This window comes from Nocardia sp. NPDC058640 (assembly GCF_042716995.1).
Taxonomy (GTDB): Bacteria; Actinomycetota; Actinomycetes; order Mycobacteriales; family Mycobacteriaceae; genus Nocardia.
The window spans coordinates 22,176-38,286 of the sequence record NZ_JBHXRG010000002.1; the positions used below are offsets into that span (position 1 = coordinate 22,176).

Here is a 16,111-nt window from a genome sequence, read left to right on the forward strand (position 1 = left end):
TCGATGGAGCACGGATCGTCGGTGTCGCGCTGAACGGTGCGGGGGATCCGTTCGGCACGGCGGATCTGCGGGCCGGAGTTCTTGCCGCGTGGCGGGATTCGCCCACGCGGCTGCGCGAGGACAGTGCCAGTGAGGCCGATCTGGTGGCCGCGGGCTACCGGGATCGGCTGCTCACCGAGCTCGCGCAGAATGCCGCCGACGCTGCCGCGAAGGCCGGTGTCGCGGGTGAGCTGACCGTGCGGGTGGTCGACGGACGCCTGCATGTCGCCAATACCGGTGCGCCACTGACTGTTTCCGGCGTGCACGCGCTCACCGCCCTGCGCGCGTCCGGAAAAACCGACACCGCCCAGGTCGGCCGCTTCGGCGTCGGCTTCACCGCGGTGCGATCGGTCGGCGACGAGATCGAAGTCCGCTCCACCACCGGATCCCTGCGCTTCTCCCGCGCGGCAACCCTGCAGGCCCTGCACGAAACCGGCATCGTCATCCCCGACGACCTGTCCGAGATCGCACCCCCCGTCCTACGCCTGGCCTGGCCCGTCCCCACCACCCCGCCGGCAGGCACCGACACCGAAATCGTCATCCACCTCCGCGCCGACATCGACCCCGAGCCCCTCCTCGACGCCATGCGCGCCGAAGCCCCGGACCTCCTGCTGGAACTGCCTGCCCTACAGCGCATCCGAATCGGCGACGACGAATTCGCCAGCGCGGTAACCGTTCTAGCTACAGCTACTCCGCTCAACGCGAACTCCGCCAACCTTGGCACCGAGGCTGGTGTTGGTGCTGACTCCGCCATCCTTGGCGCCGATGCCGATGCCGATGCCGATGCCGATGCCGATGCCGATGCCGATGCCGATGCCGCCGGGCGCGGTGGTGTCGCCGCTGCCGAGGTAGGGGCCCTCAGCCAGCTGACCATCACCCTCCCGTCCGGCGCACGTCGAACCTGGTGGCAGTACCGGACTACCAAGGCCCGCTGGCTGCTCCCACTGCGACAGGGCCGACCCACCGCCGCCGCCCCGGACGTCCTACGCGCCCCCACTCGCTCCGACGAGGAACTGTCCCTGCCCGCGATCCTGATCGCCGACATCCCCATGCAACCCGACCGCCGCCGCCTCCTGCCCGGCGCCCGCGTCAACGAATTGGCAACGGGATACGCGGATTTCGCCCGCGCCCTCCCGCCCCGCGACCGCCTGGTCATGGTCCCCACCCCCGGCTTCGCCCGCAGCGAGGCCGACGCCCTCCTCCGCGAAGCCGTCATCACCGAACTCCGCGCCAACCCCTGGCTCCCGATCTGCGCCACACGCACCACTGAACCCGCAGCTCACTGGGACCCGATGGAGCCTGCACCGCACGCCGGCGAGGTTTCCAGCTCGACCGCCGAATCAGCAGCGTCCGACAGCGCCGCCGCGGATCCCTTCGGCGCCGGTGAATCCGCACCGGCCGGCAAGATCCCAGACCTCATGGACTTGTTCGCCGCCGCTGACGAATCCGAATCGGCCGGAAGTGCCGGTTCGCGCTCCACGCTCGGACCGAGCGAACCGTCCTCGAGCAGCGACCCGTTCGCCTCGGGCAGCGACCCCTTTGCTTCGGACAGCGACTCCTTCGCGTCGGAGGGTGGCAGCGTCGCATTCGACGGCGATCCCTTCACATCGGATGCCGCACTCTCCTACGACCCATCCGACGCCAACGCGCCGTGCACTACCCCGCCCCGCGCGAGCGTATTCCCCGACCTCACACCAGAATTGGCCGAAATCCTGGCCGACATCACCGGCCCCCTGGTGATCCCAGAGCTATCCGGCCGCGCCGCCCAGGACAAACTCTCAGTCCTCGACGTCCACCGCCTCGGCCCGGCCGCTGTAGCCGACCTCTCGAGTGGCCTGAACCGCGAACCCCGCTGGTGGCGAAGGTTTTACACCGCCCTCGAACCCTTCGTCGTCGACAACAGAACAGCCGAGGAGTTCGGCGCACTGGCAGTCCCACTGGCAGACGGCCGCCTGGTCAGCGGCCCACGCACAGTGGTCCTCGACGACCAACTCACCGTCGCAGTCTCCGTTCACTGGGCCCGCCTGGCCCACCCGGACGCCACCCACCCCCTCCTGGCCCGCCTGGGTGCCCGCAGCGCCAGCGCCGACGACCTACTCACCGACCCCGCCCTCCGCGACCTGCTCGAGCAAGATCCGGCAGACGCCGACACCGTCGCCGCGGTACTGCAGCTGACCCCCTTCGCCTCCGTCGATTCGCTACCGGATTGGCTGGGCCTGCTCGAATTACCCGACAGCACAGGCGAACTACGCCCAGCCGACGAGCTACTCCTGCCCGGCGCCCCCCTCGCCGCCATCCTGGCCGACGACGCACCCTTCACCACCATCGCCGACACCACCGTCGCCGAGTTCGGCGAACAAGCCCTGCGCGCGATCGGCGTCGGCTGGGGTTTCGCCGTAGTCCACGACCCGGAACCCATCGGCCCCGACCACGACCTCGACGACGAACAGTCCTGGTGGAACACCCTGTCCGAGGACCCCCGCGAACTCACCGCGGTACGCGACCTCGACCTGGTCGACGAAGACCGCTGGCCGGAAGCCCTGCGCCACTTGCTGTCCGAGCCGCGCACCCGCGCCCTGCTCGCCGACCGCAACAGCTACACCACCTGGTGGCTGCACCACCACGCCCACATCGACGGCATCCAACTGGGCAGACTCCGCCACCCCGACGACACCGAATTCGCAGGCCTACTCACAGCTTTCGCGGTACCGGGCATCGACGGAAAAGACCTCGACGCCCTGCGCCCCGCCCTGGTCCGCGCAGAGGTGATGTCAGCCGGTCTGGCCGAAGAACTCCTCGACGCACTGGCCGACCCCTCGAAAACCCCTGCGCCGGAAGTCATTGCCCGCACCAACGCCCGCCTGGCCGCCGCGGTGGCGACCGGCGCTTTGGACCCCCGCGAACTGGACCTGCCGGATCAGGTCCGCGCCCTGTCCGGCGCCGTCGTGGACGCGAGCGCCGCGATGGTCCTCGACCAGCCCTGCTTCGGCCTGGTCGTCCCGTCGGAAAGACTGATAGTCGGCGATATCGACAACGCCGAAGCCCTGGCCGCCCTGCTCGACCTTCCGCTGGTCTCGGAGCAGGTCAGCGCCGAGGTGCTGGGAACCGGCCGCCGAAGCACCTGGGCCGCAGAACCTTTGGGTGTCGTCCTACGTCAACTGTGGTCGCCCCCGGACACCACCGGCGACCTCGTCCTGCACGAAACCCTCGAAGTGCACCTGCGCGGCGCGATCACCGGCACCGTGCACGTCCCCTGGTGGCGCGAAGGCGACGACACCCACATCCAGGTCCCGCGAACCTAACTCGCGTGCGCGGTGATCATCTCGGCGAGCAGATCGAGCTGCACCTGCACCGACTCGCTGTCGTCATCGACCAACCAGCGCAGCACGATCCCGTCGATCACATTGAGAATGAACCGGCTCAACGCCGTCACCGGGGTGTTCCACTGGGTCTGCGTCGCCTCACGGCAATGGTCGATGACATCGGCGACGGTGTTGTCGTTGAATCCGTACTGTTCGCGCGCGATCGCCAGCTTGGCCGGGGTCGATTCCCCTTCGCGCAGTGCGTAGGTGGTGGTCTCGTAGGTGAGCAGCTGACGTTCGGGGGTGGCTTCGATGTTGCGCCACATCAGTTCCAGGCCGCGCCGCACCAATTTCCGCAGCGCTTCTTTTCCTGTTCCCGCGTCGTCCCATACTGTTTCGTCGGCATCGACGGAATCTCGCAGTTCCATCGACAGCGCTTTGACCAGCTCGGTCATCAGCGCGTCCTTGTTTTCGAAACAGTAATGCACCACACCTAGCGACACGCCTGCCGCTTGGGCGACGTCGCGCGTGGTCACGCCCGCCACGCCCTTTTTCTCGGCAAGACCGATGGCTGCCTCGATCAGGTGGGCCCGGCGCTCTTCGACACTCAATCGGGTGGACACTGTGCGAGTTAAGCGCTCGCGCCACGAACAGTCAATTCGCCGTTCCGCCGAAAATCTCTGGACATTCGACCAGTTGGCGACGAATTCGATGTGACCTAAACCCTATTCAGTATCCAGACCCACCTGAGCGCCCTTGTCTCCGCGTCGCGCGGACCGCCGCTGCGCGAGGAAGATCGACGACCCGAGCACTCCGACGACCAACCCCATCAGGCACACCGGGCGAGCATCGGCCCAGCTCACGTTCACCCACACGGCGATCGTCGCGATGGCCCACAAGGCGAAACCGCCGAGCACGACCGGACGTGGGTCGACCAGGATTCGAGGCAGTTGCGGTATCTCGGGACTGACGTGTCCGGCATCCATACCCAAACAGTAGCGGCGTGAAACCCGTCAGCACAGCCGGACTTACCGTAGAGTTCTGCACTGTGACAACGCCATCGGACGTCCGCGCCCTGGCCGGTGACCTTTCACTGGCCGTCGTGCGGCTCACGAGACACCTGCGCGGACGCCGTTCCGATGCGCAGATCTCGCTTACTCAGCTGTCGGCTCTGGCGACGCTGGCTCGTGATGGCGCGATGACGCCCGGCGCGCTGGCAGGCAAAGAGCGCGTGCAACCACCGTCGATGACCAGGGTCATCGCCTCGCTGTCGGATCTGGATCTGGTGCAACGCCGCCCGCACCCGACCGACGGCCGCCAGATCATCGTCTCGCTGTCGCCTGCCGGTCGCGCGCTGATCGCCGACGAGACCAACGCTCGCGAAGTGTGGATGACCGGACGCCTGGCCGAACTGCGCCCCGAACAGATCGCGGTGCTCGACGAAGCCGTCGGCATCATGAATCAGATCGTCGCCGAGTCCGAGTGAGCTGAGTCGGAGTAATTCAGCGGGCCTGCTCGGTCGGTACCACCTCGTGGCCCAGCGGGAACAGCGACAGCGGCACCAGCTTGAGATTGGCCCAGGCGAACGGCAGTCCGATGATCGTGATCGCCAACGCGATGCTGGTGAACACGTGGCCCAACGCCAACCACCAGCCCGCGAACACGAACCAGATCACATTGCCGACCAGCGAGCCCGCGCCCGCGGTCGGCTTGTCGACCACCGTGCGGCCGAACGGCCACAGCACGTAGCCGGCCAGCCGCAGCGACGCGATGCCGAACGGGATCGTGATGATCAGGATGAAACAGATCACCGCCGCGAGCAGGTACCCCATGGCCATCCAGAACCCGCACAGCACCACCCACAGGATGTTCAAGATCAACTGGACTAGCTTCATGCCTCCAGCATGCCAGGATTAGTCGGTGGCCGACGTTATCGATATCGACGATCCCGCAGACCCGCGCGTCGACGACTTCCGCGACCTGTCCAATGCCGACCGCAGGCCGGACCTACCGGGGCGCAAAGGCCTGGTGATCGCCGAGGGTGTGGTGGTCGTGCAGCGGATGCTGGATTCGCGATTCACGCCGAACGCGCTGCTCGGGGTCGGAAAGCGGTACGAGACCCTCGAAGACGATCTCGCCGATCGCGGCCTGCCGTACTACCGCGCCAGCGCCGAGGTGATGGCGGAGGTAGTCGGTTTCCATCTCAATCGCGGGGTACTCGCCGTCGCGCCACGTCCAGCGGACTTGACGGTCGACGAGGTGCTCGACGGTGCGCGCACGGTGGCGGTGCTGGAAGGCGTCAACGATCACGAGAACCTGGGATCGATGTTCCGCAATGCGGCGGGGCTCGGCGCGGACGCGGTGCTGTTCGGAGATCGATGCGCCGACCCGCTGTATCGACGGGCCGTTCGGGTGTCGATGGGGCATGTCCTTCGCGTGCCGTTCGCGCAACTACCGCAGTGGCCCGAGAGTCTGGATATATTGCGGGACAAAGGGTTTCAGGTCATCGCCTTGACGCCGAACCCGGCCGCGCAGAACCTGGCGACGGCGATGACGGGGGAGAAGGTGGCATTGCTGTTGGGTGCCGAGGGGCCCGGTCTGACGGAAGAAGCCATGCGCGCCACCGATATTCGGGCACGGATCCCGATGTCGCCCGGCACCGATTCGCTCAATGTCGCGACCGCCGCGGCGATGGCGTTCTACGAACGAGTGCGCACGTCATGAGTCAGGAATGCGAGGGGCCGTATCGGGCGCACTCGGACTCGGTGCCGTGGGCCGCGGGCGGGACGGTGGCGGTGCTGGTCGCGTTGCTGGGCGCGACGGCGGTCTACGCGTTCGGCTGCGCGCTGGCCGCGGTGCATCCGCTGCTGGCGGTCGCGGTGAACGTGGTGGCCGTGGTCGGGGTGGTGCCCACGGCGTGGCGGTGGCGGTTCACACCGGTGGTGCGGTGGGTGCTGGCCGGTGCGTCCGCGGCGGTGGTGCTGGGCTGGATCGCCGCCATCGTCTACGTCATCAGCTGACGGTCACAGCACCCGATCGCTGCCGCGCAACCACCCGAACAGCCCCCGCTTGCGTCGCGTGGCCGCACCCGGACGCCCCGCCTGATTACGTTCGGGCGCCTGCCCTTTCGGATACAGCGTGAACCCGCAAACCGCCAGGTCACCAGGGGAGAGCCGCCCGGAAGTCAGATAGCCGAAGCCGAGCCATTCGTGATTGGCGGCATCGGCGAAGTGCGGCGGATCGAACGGCAGCGAGTGCGGTTCCCGACGTTCCTCGCCGTGCCACGGCACCGGATGCTCGCCCGCCCAGAACGTGCGCTCCCACACCATCGGCAGCCCCTCGTCCTCGAGGATGTCCACCCTGGTGGAACTGAACGACCGCCGGAACTCACCCCGCTCCCAATGCGCGAACGCACCCCAGTGCAGGTTCGCGTCATAGGACACCAGATAGGTGTGCTCGGAAGCCAGCGGCCGCACAAGCAGTTCCGGCAGCTTCGTCGGGTGCACCAGCGCGGCCTCGGCGGTACACACGACGGTCAGTCCGGGATAGCAACCGATGTAGACCTCGTCGCGGTCAGGCGCGGCACAACCGGCGAGAGTCCCGACCATGTGCGGCCGAACATCGTGCTCGCTGTACAACTGCCCGGCGAGTGCCTCCGCCGCAAGCGGATCCGGCTCGAGCCCATCGATCGCGACGGGATCAGCCGTGTCGACGTACCAAAGCGTGGAAGCCGCCGTCACAGCAGTTTCTAATTGCCGGAGCTGCGTACGCCGAGCAGGACGTCTTCCCAGGAGGGCATGGGTGCCTTGCCCCGCTTGGTGCGTGCGGCGGGCTTGGGTGCGGGCTTCTCCGGCTCCTCGACGGCAGGCGGTTCCTGGTGCGCCGCAGGCTGACTCGGCGCGGCCGGAACCGGTGCGGCAGGGATCGGCGCAGCGGGCTTGGGCGCGGCAGGCTTGGGCGCGGCCGGGATCGGCGCGGCGGGCGCAGCCGGAATCGGCACCCCGCCACCGGCCGCGACCTGGCGCTGCTCGTAGTACTCGTCCATGGTGGGCGCCGGCCGACTCTGCGGACGCGCGGCCGGTGCGGCCAGCGGCTCACGCGGACGCGGCTCCACCGGGATCGGCGGTTCGATCACCGGTGCGGCCGCGGCGGGTGTGGGCAGGATTGTCGCCAGCCCGCGCAGTGCCCGGCCGAAGTCGGGATCGATCAGGTCGGTGGCCGGATCGTCGAGCGGGGCGACCGAGCCGCCGTGCGCGTCGGGCTGGTAGCGCCAGTGCGCGGCGATCTCGGAGTGACCGTGCCGCCACTGCAATTGCGCGACCCAGAAACCCTTTTCGTCTTTCCAGGCATCCCATTCGGCCTGTTCGATGGTGTGGCCGCGCTCGGCGAACGACGCGGTGACGATCTCGTGCAGCGTTTCCACCGCGGGACCGTCGGGGCGCACCGGATGCGCCTTCTGCGCCAGTTCCGCGGCGCGAGCGCGCTCGAGCAGGACCGGGTAGGCGAAACGTTCGACTTTGGATTCCGGCATTCCGGACTCCGCGGTGACCTGCTCGACAGACGCTCCAGCACGAATACGGGCCTGAATATCGCGAGGACGCATAGTCGCCTCCGTTTCGATTTCGATCTGGCCGAATCGTGCGAGGTCCCCGCGCGCCGCCGCGCGCAGCTTGTCATCGGCGGGCAGCCGGAACTTGGTGCCGGACTCGGTGTCACTGCACACGATGGCCGTGGAGTCGGGCGTCACCCCGATCACTCGAAGTTCCCGCACCATTACCTCCCGATCGCGTCGGCTCCGTCTGCTAGGACACCGCCCACTTTCCATGACAGTAATGCACACTACTTGGCCACCGCAGCAGACACGCACACTTAAATCGCGCGCCGGGACTGCCCAGGGGGCTAATCTGATCGGCTCCCCGCACGAATTCCGCTTGTGTACAGGGGTTTTGGTGATGGATCAACATCAAATATCGGGACCGAGATCTGTCGAAAACGCCGCGAATATTGCGAATGTGTGCTGTGTCGGTTCACGACGTCCGACAAAAAGGCCGGTGCCCGACAACCGAAAGAGGTTGCCGGGCACCGGCCCGATGTCGGTGTTATCTCAGAGCTGGCCGACAACCCAGTCGATCGAACGGGTCAGCTGCGAAACATCTTCCGGATCGATCGCCGGGAACATGCCCACGCGCAGCTGGTTACGGCCCAGCTTGCGGTACGGCTCGGTGTCGACGACGCCGTTGGCGCGCAGGATCTTGGCGACCTGAGCGGCGTCGACCGCGTCGTCGAAGTCGATGGTGCCCACGACCTGCGAGCGGTGCGCGGGGTTGGTCACGTACGGCGTCGCGAACGAGCTCGACTCGGCCCACGAGTACAGGCGCGAGGACGAATCCAGGGTGCGCTTGGTGGTCCAGTCCAGGCCGCCGTTGGTGTTCATCCACTCGATCTGATCGGCGAACAGCAGCAGGGTGGCCAGCGCCGGGGTGTTGTAGGTCTGGTCCTTGGAGGAGTTGTCGACCGCGATCGGCAGCGACAGGAACTCCGGGGTCCAGCGACCCGACTCCTTGATCTCGGCAACCCGTGCCAGCGCGGCCGGGCTCATGATCGCGATCCACAGGCCACCGTCGGCGGCGAAGCACTTCTGCGGGGCGAAGTAGTAGACATCGGAATCGGCGATGTTCACCGGCAGACCGCCCGCGCCCGAGGTGGCGTCGATGGCGATCAGGGCGTTCTCGGAACCGACCGGACGCGACACCGGGATCGAGACACCGGTGGAGGTCTCGTTGTGGGCCCAGCCGATGAGGTCGACGCTGGGGTCCGACACGGGCTCGGGCGCGCTGCCCGGCTCGGCCTTGACCACGATCGGGTCGCCGATGAACGGGTTGCCCTTGGCCACCGAGGCGAACTTCGAGGAGAACTCGCCGTTGGTCAGGTGCAGCGAACGCTCGCGGATCAGGCCGAACGCGGCCGCATCCCAGAACGCGGTGGTGCCACCGTTGCCGAGCACGACCTCGTAACCGTCGGGCAGGGAGAACAGCTCACGCAGGCCGTTGCGAACGCGAGCGACCACGTCCTTGACCGGCTTCTGGCGATGCGAGGTGCCGAACACCGAGGCGCCGACAGTCACCAGGGACTGCAGCTGCTCCGGGCGCACCTTGGACGGGCCGCAACCGAACCGTCCGTCGGCGGGCAAGAGGTCGGCGGGAATGGTCGGGAACGCACTGGTCATGGGGGCGAGTTTAGTGGTGCGGGAATCCGGGATCGCGGGGTGGGTGGCGGTGACCGGGAGTGCGGGGAATTTGCCCTTACCGACAGACCATCGGCACTACTCTCCAGCTATGAGCCTTGTTGCGGTCGATTCCGGGCGGAGCCTGTTCGACCGGTGGGTGTGGGTGTTCGGTCGACGGCCGGGGTTGCTGTCCGAAGGCGCTCGGCGGGAGTTGCTGATCAGGGGGTTGGCGGCGCAGGCCAGTGTGCTGTCGGTGCGCAGTCGACGCGGGGAAGGGGGATACCGGTTCAGCGTGCGGGTTTCGGTGCCGGGGGAGTTGGCCTACGACGCGCGGGTTCGGCAGCGGGTTCGTAGCCAGGACCTGGAGTGGATGCAGCCCGGCGACGTCGTCGGCTGCCGGGTGGACCCGGGCGACCGGGAACGGGTGGTGCTGTTCGTCCCCGAGCTCCCCGAGTCGGGCCGCAAGGCCGCAGCCAAAATCCTGGCCAACGGCCGCCGAGCCGAAGCGACCGTGCTCGCGGTCGCCCCGATCGCCGCCGACTACACCGGGCGCGACGACCCGGTCCTGCGCCTGGACCTGGAAATGCGCGCCTGGGACGAACCGTTGCCCTGGCGGGTGCGGTTGATCGCGCCGGTCCCGTTGAGCGCCATCGGACAGATCGAACTCGGAACCCGTTTGGAGGCAGCGTTTTTCACGGTCGACCGTGGGGCGTCGGTCGCGATCGACTTCAGCGCGCTCTGACTTTCGCCGATCAAGTCGACGGGCCCACATATGAGGCCTACAGGTGGACGAAGGTGAAGCCTGCTGCGCGTAAGGCCGGGATAGCGGCCGCCATGCCTGCCGCGGTGCCGGAATTCGGGCGGTGCATGTGGGCCAGGGCGATTCCGCCCGGTGTGGCCGCGCTCATCGCACGCTGAACCTGTGCTGCCGACGCGGTGGCGCCGAAGTCGGCGTTGACGGTGAAACCCAGTGGGGTCTCGCCCAATTCATGACAGATCGCGACCGCGACCTCGTCATAGTGGGCGGTACCGGCCCGGAAGAACCGCGGCGCGCGCCCGGTGAGCTGCGTGATCCGCTCATGGTTGTCCCACACCTCATACGCGGCCTCGTCGGCCGAGCCCGTCCCCGCGATCCCATACGCGGCCCGCCCCGACACCGACAGCGGCTTGTGCGCCCCACCGTGATTAGCCAGCTCGAACAGTGGATTCGCAGCCAGCCGCTGCACGCGAGCCGGGTCCGCATCGACCCACCGCTTGTTGAGGAACAGGGTGGCGGGAACCTGCTCAACGGTCAGAAAATCGATCAGCGCCTGATCGATATCGCTGTTGCCGTGTCCGCCGCACGCGTCGAGCGTGAGCGCGAACTGTTTACCGACCGAGGGAAAGCTACTGGTGATTCCGGGCAGGTCAACGCCCCATTGGTGCGGGGCCGTTCCCGCGTATCGAGCAGCTACTTGCGCGGGGGAGAAGGCCGGCGCCGCCTCCGCAGTGGCGACAGGATGCGCGCTGACCGGCACGACAGGCTTCGCCGACGTACTGCGCGTGCCACCGGACACCGCCGAATCGCCCTGCGCCACAGTGCATCCCGTAGCAAACCCGGCCGTGAGGGCAGCGCACACACCGAGCATTCGACGCCGAGACAAACCATTGCTGTACACAACCCACTCCTCACGAGAACGCCCACCGGCCGCACGTTCGCTGGAATGTTATCGCCGAGCCGATCCACACGCGATTCGAACACGTTCGCGCAGGTAAATCGGTTAGATATGGCAAGTAGCTGACAATGAACCCCCCGCTGATATCGGCATGATGTCAGGCATTCGCGTATCATGTCAGACATGACCGAGCCATTGTCAGACACGATGATCACCATTCGTGAGCTGCAGCGCAACGCTGCCGACGTGTTCGACCGAGCCCGTCGCGGACAGCACTTCACCGTCACCCGCCACGGCGAGACTGTCGGGCGAATTCTCCCGCCGGACCCGGCCGAGGAAGCGATCGAGCAGGCCATCGCCAATGGGATCTTGGACCCCGCGATTCTCGACCAACTCCCCACGGGTCACGACACCGCCGCGATTCCGCGAGAACCGTCCCCGCCAGGGACCAGGCTGGGCAGCGAAGCGATCATCGCCCTGCGTGACGAGCACACGCGGTGAAGTTCCTGTACCTGGATAGTTGTGCGGCCATCAAGTTGTTCAAAGACGAGGTCGAGTCCGAAGCGTTGGAGGAGTGGCTGGTCGAACAATCGCCGGACAGGCAGATCACCAGCCAGCTATCGCGCACCGAAGTCCGCCGAGGATTGCACGCATGCGGTGCGCGTCCTGACGCGCACCTGCGCGCCGACCAGTGGCTGCAGCGCTGCTCGCACGTAACCCTGACCAGCGCGGTCTACGACAAAGCAGGCCAGCTCGCTCCAGGGACCACCCTGCGTTCACTGGACGCCATCCATGTAGCAGCCGCGCTCGAACTAGGTTCAGCCCTCGCGCATTTCGTCACCTACGACAAGCGGCTGGCCGCCTTCGCCGAGCAGTGCGGTCTGCCCGTCGTGTCACCGTCGTGATCGGCTGGAGAAGCTCGACCACGAGGACCGGCAACTCGGACGAACTTCGCCGCCGAATCTGTTGCTGGGCAATGTGATTCGACGGCGAGGCGCAATCAGGCAGGCTGAATGGTCGACCAGCCCGGAACCTCTTCCGGGGTGCGCGGTGCGGGCCCGGTGTAGATGGCGGCGGGGCGGACCAGCTTGCCCAGTTGCTTCTGTTCGAGGATGTGCGCGCACCAGCCGGCGGTGCGGCCGCAGGTGAACATCGCGGGCATCATGTGGGCGGGGACCTCGGCGAAGTCGAGGATGACCGCGGCCCAGAATTCGACGTTGGTTTCGATGGCGCGGTCGGGGCGGCGTTCGCGCAGTTCGGCCAGGGCGGCCTGCTCGAGGGCCGCGGCTACCTCGTAGCGGGGGGCGTCGAGGCGCTTGGCGGTGGCGCGGAGCACGCGGGCGCGGGGGTCTTCGGCGCGGTAGACACGGTGGCCGAAGCCCATCAGCTTCTCTTTGCGGTCGAGGATGCCCTTGACCAAAGCCCTTGCGTCGCCGGACTTTTCGACCGATTCGATCATCGGGAGCACGCGGGCGGGGGCACCGCCGTGCAGCGGGCCCGACATGGCGCCGATCGCGCCGGACAGCGAAGCCGCCACATCGGCGCCGGTGGAGGCGATGACGCGGGCGGTGAAGGTGGAGGCGTTCATGCCGTGCTCGGCCGCGGATACCCAGTAGGCGTCGATGGCCTCGGTGTGGCGCGGGTCGGGGTCGCCCTTCCAGCGGGTCATGAAACGTTCTGTGACAGTGTCACATTCGTCGATCTTGCGCTGCGGGACGGCGGGCTGGTAGATGCCGCGCGCGGACTGGGCCACGTAGGAAAGAGCCATCACCGAGGCGCGGGCGAGGTTGTCGCGGGCGGTCTCGTCGTCGATGTCCAGCAGCGGCTCGTAGCCCCAGATCGGGGCGAGCATGGCCAGGCCGGCCTGCACATCCACGCGCACATCACCGGTATGCACGGGCAGCGGGAACGGTTCGGCGGGCGGGAGGCCACGGCCGAATTCGCCGTCGACCAGCAACGCCCACACGTCGCCGAAAGTCACCCGGTCGGCAACCAGATCCTGGATGTCGACGCCGCGATATCGCAGGGCGCCACCGTCCTTGTCCGGCTCGGCGATATCGGTGGTGAAGGCGACTACGCCTTCCAGTCCGCTGACGAAATCCTCGGGTACCGAGCTGGTCATGGCGACTCTCCTTGCAGGGGCATGGCGATACTTGTGCACCATAGACCTGAACAGGCCTGCGGGTAGTGTCGGCCCTATGCGTGACCTGGACCCCCTCGCCGCCGCTGCGCCCGACCTCGCCGCGATGCGCGTGGACTACGGCAACCCGCTCGTCGCCCCCGCCGACGAACCCGATCTCGACCCGAAGTGGGTAGCGGACGGTTGGGAACCGTTGTTACGCAATTGGATCGAACAAGCCAGACGACTCGGTGTGGCCGAACCCAACGCGATGGTCCTGGCCACGGTCTCCCTGACCGGCCCCGCCCCCCGACCGGTAGCCCGCACGGTCCTGTGCAAAGGCCTCTCACCCGAGGGTGTCACCTTCTATACGAACTACGACTCGGCCAAAGGCACCCAACTCGCCGCCGACCCGTACGCAGCGGCCAGCTTCGTCTGGCCCGCCCTGGCCCGACAGGTCCACGTGCGCGGAGTAACCGAACGCGTCCCCGCCGACGTCACCGCGGCCTACTGGGCGCAACGACCCCGGGAATCCCGCCTCGGCGCCTGGGCATCCCAGCAATCCCGCCCCATCGCCTCCCGCACCGACCTCGACCGCACGCTGGCCGAAACAACCGCACGATTCGCCGAGGTAGACGACATCCCCGTCCCACCATTCTGGGGCGGTTATCTACTACGCCCCGACGAGGTGGAGTTCTGGCAGGGCAGACACGGTCGTCTACACAACCGGATCGTCGTACGGATCGACGGGGCAGGCACTCGCGTCGAACGCCTCCAGCCCTGAGCGCGCGTCTATTCGTCCGAATGGTTGCGGTGTTTGCCGGGGATATGACGATTTGCCCGATTCGAACTGTTGTTCGATAACTGATAGCCTTCGCGTATGATCAGCTCATCGCATGAGGCGATGCACGGGATCTTCACGTACAACGCCGCAGCTGTCGGGCACGCGTTTCGAGTGCTGGACTTACCTTTCCCTGATCCCATTGCAGTGGAACAGATTTCGGTCGATCTGACCGAGACGGCGCCGGTCGAACGGCGGGCCGACACCATCTTGCGGGTAACTACCGCGTTGGACGAGTTCCTGCTCATCGTGGAGGCGCAATCGAGCAAGGATGCCTCGAGGGTTGCCGCGTGGTCGTACTACGTGACCTACCTGCACAACAAATACGGCTTGCCGGTAGTGCTGGTGGTGGTCTGCCACGACAAGGAGACCGCCACCTGGGCGAGCAAGCCGTTGACGCTCACGTATCGAGGCTGGACGTGCTTCACGCTCCAACCCATCGTGCTCGGTCCGCACAACGTGCCCGTCATCACCGAACCCGCAGACGTTCTCGCCGACCTGCCGCTGGCCGCACTCTCTGCGATTACGCATGCCCGAGAGCCCGAGATCGGTGCGATACTGGAGGCGATCATCGTTGCTTTCCGTAGACACGGGCTAGATGACGAGACCGAGTTCTACGCCGAACTCATCGAGCAGGGAATTTCACACACCGACGCGGCTCAGCTTTGGAGGGACAAAATGGAGACGGATCTTTCCTTCTTCCGTTCGGAATCCGCTCAGCGACTGCGTGAGCAAGGTCGTGAGCAAGGTCGCGAGGAGGCGCGTGAGGAGGGGCGTGAGAAGCTTCGTGCCGAAGCTGCGCATGCCGTCCTCACCGTGCTTACCGGCCGAGGGATCGAGCTCTCCGCCGCCCAACGAGTAGTGCTCGCCGAGTGCGCTGACCTCGATCAGCTCCGTGCATGGCTGCCGCAGGCGGTGACCGCGACCAGCGCGGACGAGCTTTTCGGCTGAGCTATCGACGCAGCGGGGCGGGCCGGTTCCGATCGAACCTCTGTGGGCTGGCCCCCGGCAACGCAGTGCTGCTGTTATCTCACAATGATTAGTGGGCGGCTGATTGCCGAGAATTCTGAGTACGCCGAGTACAGCGTGAAAGTTCCGGGCGTATTCCCTGACGACGCACCAAGGATAGTGCGCGTTCCAGAGGAAGGCCCTGCCGGGTATTCCTTCGATGACGCTGAATATGAATACACCGGCAAACGAGCGGCGATGGTTATTTGGAAGCGGCGGATGGAGGCTGGTGGGCAGTGGCCGGAGACATTCTTCTTTGCGAGTGGATAGTGGAAAACGGCTGGTCATGGTGATCGCGCGGCGCGTAGTGCAGTTGGAGACGGTGGTTGATCCGGATTGGGTTCCCGTGTTGACCACCGCTCCGTTGGAATTGGTGTTGGTGGAGCCCATGCCCGATGTGTGTAGCGAGCATGGGCTGCCTGCGGTTTCGCGGCGTTCGTTTGTTGTGAATTCGTGCGGACCAGGTTCGGAGCGGCCGACGATCAGGGAGTTCTTTCGGTATGTGCCGTTGCCGTGGCGGGATCCGGTGGCGTTCGTGCCGGAAGCGCGGTTGCGGTTCGAGTGTCCGGCGTGTGTGTATTGCGCGTATGAGGTCCGGCGGTTTCGGCGGATTGCCTTGTCGGCGTTGGTGATCGTGGTGTTGGGGTTCGTGGCCCTCGCGGTCGCGATCGTCGCGCGGGTCGAGTGGTTGTACATCCCGCTGGGCTTCTTGGCCGTGCCCGGGTGTTTTCCCATCGCGATGATCGCGGGGATGCTGGCGTGGTCGAAGTCCGGCTTCTTCGCGGATGTGTGGCTCAACGATTCCACGACACACCTGGTGGTGTCGGCGCACCCGGACTTCGTCGCGAACGTCGCCGTCGGCGAGCGGGATTCGGGTGGGCAATCTCACTGAGTAAATCGTGGGATGTTTTGGGTGACAGT

The 16,111-nt window shown here is 66.7% G+C and carries 18 protein-coding genes; 10 read left to right on the top strand and 8 right to left on the bottom strand.

All coding sequences use genetic code 11. The annotated features are described in order from the left end of the window. Window positions 1-29: 29 nt before the first annotated feature. The gene (locus ACFWU5_RS05025) at window positions 30-3,341 is read left to right on the top strand and encodes a sacsin N-terminal ATP-binding-like domain-containing protein (protein ID WP_379266333.1); all 3,312 of its coding nucleotides are present in this window, start codon (window positions 30-32) and stop codon (window positions 3,339-3,341) included. Here the strand turns inward: ACFWU5_RS05025 and ACFWU5_RS05030 are convergent. Both ACFWU5_RS05030 and ACFWU5_RS05035 read right to left on the bottom strand, forming a co-directional pair. After that, window positions 3,338-3,964: a TetR/AcrR family transcriptional regulator gene (locus ACFWU5_RS05030; RefSeq protein WP_379241289.1), complete on the bottom strand. Its 627-nt coding sequence runs from the start codon at window positions 3,962-3,964 to the stop codon at window positions 3,338-3,340. The genes ACFWU5_RS05025 and ACFWU5_RS05030 overlap by 4 nt on opposite strands. Window positions 3,965-4,066: 102 nt before the next feature. Further along, window positions 4,067-4,327 (bottom strand): DUF2530 domain-containing protein, encoded by a 261-nt coding sequence (locus ACFWU5_RS05035; protein WP_379241290.1) that lies wholly within the window; start codon window positions 4,325-4,327, stop codon window positions 4,067-4,069. Between the two features lie 62 nt (window positions 4,328-4,389). On the opposite strand from ACFWU5_RS05035, the gene ACFWU5_RS05040 reads away from it, so the two are divergent. Then, window positions 4,390-4,827 carry a MarR family winged helix-turn-helix transcriptional regulator gene (locus ACFWU5_RS05040; protein WP_379241291.1) on the top strand — a complete coding sequence of 146 codons (438 nt, stop codon included), beginning with the start codon at window positions 4,390-4,392 and terminating at the stop codon, window positions 4,825-4,827. Between the two features lie 16 nt (window positions 4,828-4,843). Here the strand turns inward: ACFWU5_RS05040 and ACFWU5_RS05045 are convergent, their stop codons facing one another. After that, complete coding sequence (locus tag ACFWU5_RS05045) at window positions 4,844-5,236, bottom strand: YccF domain-containing protein (protein WP_379266242.1); 393 nt, start codon at window positions 5,234-5,236, stop codon at window positions 4,844-4,846. Window positions 5,237-5,261: 25 nt separating this feature from the next. Between ACFWU5_RS05045 and ACFWU5_RS05050 the strand changes: the two genes are divergently transcribed. Together ACFWU5_RS05050 and ACFWU5_RS05055 are read left to right on the top strand one after the other, a co-directional pair. Then, window positions 5,262-6,065 carry a TrmH family RNA methyltransferase gene (locus ACFWU5_RS05050; protein ID WP_379266243.1) on the top strand — a complete coding sequence of 268 codons (804 nt, stop codon included), beginning with the start codon at window positions 5,262-5,264 and terminating at the stop codon, window positions 6,063-6,065. Then, the gene (locus ACFWU5_RS05055) at window positions 6,062-6,361 is read left to right on the top strand and encodes a DUF2537 domain-containing protein (RefSeq protein ID WP_379266244.1); all 300 of its coding nucleotides are present in this window, start codon (window positions 6,062-6,064) and stop codon (window positions 6,359-6,361) included. The genes ACFWU5_RS05050 and ACFWU5_RS05055 overlap by 4 nt, the downstream gene beginning before the upstream one ends. 3 nt (window positions 6,362-6,364) lie before the next feature. On the opposite strand, the gene ACFWU5_RS05060 is transcribed toward ACFWU5_RS05055, so the two are convergent. From ACFWU5_RS05060 to serC, 3 genes are all read right to left on the bottom strand, one after another. Further along, a complete protein-coding gene (locus ACFWU5_RS05060) occupies window positions 6,365-7,081 on the bottom strand; it encodes a DUF6928 family protein (RefSeq protein WP_379241295.1) in 717 nt (238 codons plus the stop codon). Window positions 7,082-7,089: 8 nt separating this feature from the next. Beyond that, the gene (gene sepH / locus ACFWU5_RS05065) at window positions 7,090-8,112 is read right to left on the bottom strand and encodes a septation protein SepH (RefSeq protein ID WP_379266245.1); all 1,023 of its coding nucleotides are present in this window, start codon (window positions 8,110-8,112) and stop codon (window positions 7,090-7,092) included. A gap of 333 nt (window positions 8,113-8,445) precedes the next feature. Beyond that, entirely contained in the window at window positions 8,446-9,567 is a 1,122-nt protein-coding gene (serC, locus tag ACFWU5_RS05070; protein ID WP_379266246.1) for a phosphoserine transaminase, read from the bottom strand. A gap of 109 nt (window positions 9,568-9,676) precedes the next feature. On the opposite strand from serC, the gene ACFWU5_RS05075 reads away from it, so the two are divergent. Further along, a complete protein-coding gene (locus tag ACFWU5_RS05075; RefSeq protein WP_379241298.1) occupies window positions 9,677-10,309 on the top strand; it encodes a hypothetical protein in 633 nt (210 codons plus the stop codon). 37 nt (window positions 10,310-10,346) lie between these two features. Here ACFWU5_RS05075 and ACFWU5_RS05080 read toward each other — a convergent pair whose 3' ends face one another. Then, a complete protein-coding gene (locus ACFWU5_RS05080; RefSeq protein ID WP_379266247.1) occupies window positions 10,347-11,144 on the bottom strand; it encodes a polysaccharide deacetylase family protein in 798 nt (265 codons plus the stop codon). Between the two features lie 261 nt (window positions 11,145-11,405). Between ACFWU5_RS05080 and ACFWU5_RS05085 the strand changes: the two genes are divergently transcribed. Beyond that, complete coding sequence (locus ACFWU5_RS05085) at window positions 11,406-11,723, top strand: type II toxin-antitoxin system Phd/YefM family antitoxin (RefSeq protein WP_379241300.1); 318 nt, start codon at window positions 11,406-11,408, stop codon at window positions 11,721-11,723. Beyond that, complete coding sequence (locus ACFWU5_RS05090; RefSeq protein ID WP_379241301.1) at window positions 11,720-12,127, top strand: type II toxin-antitoxin system VapC family toxin; 408 nt, start codon at window positions 11,720-11,722, stop codon at window positions 12,125-12,127. Before ACFWU5_RS05085 ends, ACFWU5_RS05090 begins: the two co-directional genes overlap by 4 nt. Window positions 12,128-12,222: 95 nt before the next feature. Here ACFWU5_RS05090 and ACFWU5_RS05095 read toward each other — a convergent pair whose 3' ends face one another. Beyond that, window positions 12,223-13,344, bottom strand: a complete 1,122-nt coding sequence (locus ACFWU5_RS05095; protein WP_379266248.1) for a citrate synthase 2 — start codon at window positions 13,342-13,344, stop codon at window positions 12,223-12,225. A gap of 76 nt (window positions 13,345-13,420) precedes the next feature. On the opposite strand from ACFWU5_RS05095, the gene pdxH reads away from it, so the two are divergent. From pdxH to ACFWU5_RS05110, 3 genes are all read left to right on the top strand, one after another. Further along, the gene (pdxH, locus tag ACFWU5_RS05100) at window positions 13,421-14,125 is read left to right on the top strand and encodes a pyridoxamine 5'-phosphate oxidase (protein WP_379266249.1); all 705 of its coding nucleotides are present in this window, start codon (window positions 13,421-13,423) and stop codon (window positions 14,123-14,125) included. Between the two features lie 96 nt (window positions 14,126-14,221). Then, window positions 14,222-15,133: a hypothetical protein gene (locus ACFWU5_RS05105; protein ID WP_379266250.1), complete on the top strand. Its 912-nt coding sequence runs from the start codon at window positions 14,222-14,224 to the stop codon at window positions 15,131-15,133. Window positions 15,134-15,452: 319 nt separating this feature from the next. Next, on the top strand, window positions 15,453-16,082 hold the full coding sequence (locus tag ACFWU5_RS05110; protein ID WP_379266251.1) for a hypothetical protein: 630 nt from the start codon (window positions 15,453-15,455) through the stop codon (window positions 16,080-16,082). Window positions 16,083-16,111: the final 29 nt, after the last annotated feature.

Coding starts and splice junctions, on each gene's coding strand:
- ACFWU5_RS05035 (WP_379241290.1), bottom strand. CDS start 4,327: ATGGATGCCGGACACGTCAGTCCCGAGATACCGCAACTGCCTCGAATC.
- ACFWU5_RS05045 (WP_379266242.1), bottom strand. CDS start 5,236: ATGAAGCTAGTCCAGTTGATCTTGAACATCCTGTGGGTGGTGCTGTGC.
- ACFWU5_RS05055 (WP_379266244.1), top strand. CDS start 6,062: ATGAGTCAGGAATGCGAGGGGCCGTATCGGGCGCACTCGGACTCGGTG.
- serC (WP_379266246.1), bottom strand. CDS start 9,567: ATGACCAGTGCGTTCCCGACCATTCCCGCCGACCTCTTGCCCGCCGAC.
- ACFWU5_RS05075 (WP_379241298.1), top strand. CDS start 9,677: ATGAGCCTTGTTGCGGTCGATTCCGGGCGGAGCCTGTTCGACCGGTGG.
- ACFWU5_RS05085 (WP_379241300.1), top strand. CDS start 11,406: ATGACCGAGCCATTGTCAGACACGATGATCACCATTCGTGAGCTGCAG.
- ACFWU5_RS05095 (WP_379266248.1), bottom strand. CDS start 13,344: ATGACCAGCTCGGTACCCGAGGATTTCGTCAGCGGACTGGAAGGCGTA.
- pdxH (WP_379266249.1), top strand. CDS start 13,421: ATGCGTGACCTGGACCCCCTCGCCGCCGCTGCGCCCGACCTCGCCGCG.
- ACFWU5_RS05105 (WP_379266250.1), top strand. CDS start 14,222: ATGATCAGCTCATCGCATGAGGCGATGCACGGGATCTTCACGTACAAC.